This is a genomic window from Caulobacter sp. S45 (genome assembly GCF_903642205.1).
Taxonomy (GTDB): domain Bacteria; phylum Pseudomonadota; class Alphaproteobacteria; order Caulobacterales; family Caulobacteraceae; genus CAHJWH01.
The window spans coordinates 1-3,224 of sequence record NZ_CAHJWH010000232.1; the positions used below are offsets into that span (position 1 = coordinate 1).

Sequence of the window (3,224 nt, forward strand, 5' to 3'; positions counted from 1 at the left end):
CAGCCTCATCCGGGGTCCCCAGCGAATCGGTTCGCTGGGGTGGATCGGCATGGCTAGGTTCCACCGCAGCCGGCGTAAGCCTCGAAACGACTGCCCCCACCACCCTCGCCGAAAAAGTCGCCACCTCGCTCGGCCTCGACCCCCTCGCAGCCGACCACACCGTCCTCGGCCAGATCGCCAACTTCATCACCGGCTCCACACCCGAGGGCGTTGCCACCGAGCAGACCGGCAACGAAGACGCCGCAAACCCCGTCGTCGCGCCCACCTCTGACCACGAGTCCGCCACCACACCGGGTGCCCCACGTCTCGCCTCTGAGACGTGGGCCGACGCGCCACGGAACCTCAACGAAGCTCCGAGCTCGAAGCACGAGCGCGGCCTCGCCATGGCCCTCGCCGGCAACGGCCGCTGGTGCTACCTCGACCCCAAACTCGGCGCCATGCACGCCGTCGCCGAAGCCGCCCGCAAGGTCGCCTGCACCGGCGCCACACCCGTCGCCGCCACCAACTGCCTCAACTTCGGCAACCCGGAGAAGCCCGAGATCATGGCGCAACTCTCCGCCGCCATCGACGGCATCGCCGAAGCCTGCACCGCCCTCGGCACCCCCATCACCGGCGGCAACGTCTCGCTCTATAACGAGACCCGCGGCGAAGGCATCTACCCCACTCCCGTCATCGGCATCGTCGGCCTCCTGGAAGATGTAACCAAAGCCGTGCCAAATAGCTTCCAGCGCGCTGGCGATCCCGGGGGTGAACAAGGCGCACCGCCGCCCCGCGGCCTCCATCAGCGCGCGCTCGTAGAGCAGGCCCGAGGCCGCGCTCGGGGCGGCGCCGGCCGGGGTCGCGACGGCTATGAGCCCCGCGGCGAAGAGGGTCCCGAGACAGGCAGGGCGGCGCATGGCCCTACCACCCGCCGGCCGGGTTAAGGCCGGCTTAAGCTTGCAGGCGCCGCAGGGCGTGGACCCGCCCGGTGCGCCGTGGGAGGATCGGCCATGCGGCTGTCCACCGACTTCTGGGTCTCCGCCCTGCTGCGCCGGGCCGAGCAGGGCGGGGCCTTCCCTGCCGTGGTCCGCCGCGGCGACGCCCAGGCCGGCGCGGTGCTGGTCAAGGTGATCGACCGGCGCGCGGGCCGATTCGACCTCTACGCCGAGGCGGTGCGCGGCGAGGGCGAGCGGGTCTGGATGCGCCCGGTGAAGGCCGAGGACGAGGCGGCCCAGGACGCCTATGCCGAGCGCGCCGTCCGCTTCGATCCCGACATCTGGATCGTGGAGATCGACGACCCGAAAGGCCGCCACTTCCTGACCGAGCCGGTAGAGGCGCGTTAACCGCCTTCCTACACCGGCCCGCAAGCCCGCTCCGCTAGGGTGCCGGCTTCGTCACGGAGCGGCCCTCATGATCTTCCTCATGAACGATACCGTCCTGGACGTGGACATGCGCCGCCTTGCGCCGCCCCTGGCCGCCGGCCGCTTCCGGGCCCTGACCCTGCCGTTCGTGCTGAAGCTCGGGCGCGAGCTCTATGCCGAGCAGCCGCTGCTGCACCGCGCCGATCCCGAGCGCGCCCATCGGCTGGCCGCCCTCATCGTGTGCAAGTCCCCCAAGGTGAACGCCGCCCTGTTCGAGGCGCCGCACGCCGGCTGCGACCCCAACCAGGTCGGCGCGCGCCTGGCGGAGGTCGGCATCGAGCTGATGGCCCACCTCAGCGGCCGCCAGGCCGACGCCGCCCTGACCCCCTACGCCGTCGACTGCGAAGTCTGGCGGCGGATGGCGGCGTGAGGGGGCAGGCCGCGTCTCGCTGAGCCTTCAGGCGGCGTTGCGCTTCGAGCCTGACGCGCCCGGCGCCCTGTCGAGGTCGGCGGCTTAGACGGCGGCACCGACGCGGCGCTGGCGCTTCGCCTTGGCGGGGGTGGCGAGGAGGCCGGCGGTGAGGCGTTCGTAGAGGCCGAACAGGTGCTCGGCGCGGTCGCGGTCCCCGGTGAACGGCGTGCGGCGGTACAGCCGGTCCACGGCCTCGTCGAGCTTCCTGTGCGCCCGGCGGAGGTCAGGCGGCATCAGGTCGGGGTCGTAGAGGTCGGCCAGGGTGGCGTCCGGGTGCGCGGAGCGGGCGTCGAGCACGGCCTGGGCGAGCGCCTCGACCTTCTTGCGCTCGGCCGGCGTGGCGGCCGGCCAGGGAAAGGTGTTGTAGACCACACCGACAGAGTACATGTACCGGCTTTCCAGGCGTCCAGTTATCGCTCGCATCCAAGCCATGTGCGTGGCGCTAGTGAGAACTCCGAACTCCCATAAAGATGCATCTGGAAGTATACGAAGCTTTTGATTAGCGATTGAGGCGGGCGTCATCCAGCCGATAGGGATGTATTCGCGTTTCTCCGAGCTTGTGTTTGGGATAACGAGATAGTCTGAAGTTAGCCGCTCATCGACTCCTACACGCATCGGCGTGTCAGCCATCAGCTTGGTGCTGGGCCTGTCGCTTGAGGTTCTATATGCCCTTACCTGCCGGATACGGTCTGCGATGAGGGGCAATGTACGAACTTCTCGCATGTTTGCGTTGGCTAGATATAAGATATGGCGGGTGAAACCATTGATGTATTCGTCTCCGCCCAGGTATTCGCGAAAGTACGGCTCAGCAGCTGGCTCTTCGGCCAAGAATGCTGCGCGCTCATGATCCAAGAAGGTGAGGATGCCATTGTCGATCATCTGAACGCCTGTCTTTAGGCGGCGCGCCCCATTTATGGGCCGGCTTTCCTCGCGCACAACCATGTGCGGATCAAGCTGCGGCTCAACCCCAAACAAGTAGGGCGACAGCCACGGATGCCGGCTCTCCACCGGATCACCACCCACCTTCTCATAGCTAAACAGCCGCTTCTCCGTCGGCTCTTGGCCGCGCCGCGCCAGCCCCACGATGACGACATGCACGTGCGCCACGCCGCGAGCGTCGGAGCCCCAGGCGAAGGTGCGGTGGGCGAAGGCGATCTCCAGGCGGGCGCGGCGGAACAGGCGCGGCCAGAGCTGGGCCACCTGCTCGCCCTGGGTGATCGAGTTGGTGGAGACGAAGGCGATCCTGGGCGCGGGCCGGTCCGGGATCGCGGGCAAGGCGCCGCCGAAAGGGGCGCCGACCTCCGGCTCCTCGCCGAGCAGGTCGCCGGTGGTGGCCCGCGCCCAGCGCTCCGCCTCGAACACCCCGTCGAGCGACAGCTCGAACGGTTCGTGCTTCTCGACCACGGCACGCA

Annotated in this window: 4 protein-coding genes; 3 read left to right on the forward strand and 1 reads right to left on the reverse strand. The window is 68.8% G+C overall.

Features of this window, described 5'->3' with window-relative positions:
* The 3 genes from HUV06_RS16725 to HUV06_RS15335 form a co-directional block, all read left to right on the forward strand.
* On the forward strand, nt 1-923 hold a 923-nt coding region (locus HUV06_RS16725; RefSeq protein ID WP_371811100.1), incomplete at its 5' end, for an AIR synthase related protein.
* Nucleotides 924-989: 66 nt separating this feature from the next.
* Nucleotides 990-1,322, forward strand: a complete 333-nt coding sequence (locus HUV06_RS15330; RefSeq protein ID WP_174302110.1) for a DUF1491 family protein — start codon at nt 990-992, stop codon at nt 1,320-1,322.
* A 79-nt stretch (nt 1,323-1,401) separates the two neighbouring features.
* Nucleotides 1,402-1,770, forward strand: a complete 369-nt coding sequence (locus tag HUV06_RS15335; protein ID WP_254601181.1) for a hypothetical protein — start codon at nt 1,402-1,404, stop codon at nt 1,768-1,770.
* Nucleotides 1,771-1,854: 84 nt separating this feature from the next.
* On the opposite strand, the gene HUV06_RS15340 is transcribed toward HUV06_RS15335, so the two are convergent.
* Nucleotides 1,855-3,224, reverse strand: a 1,370-nt coding sequence (locus HUV06_RS15340) for a type IIL restriction-modification enzyme MmeI (protein ID WP_371811101.1), incomplete at its 5' end; no start/stop codon positions are given.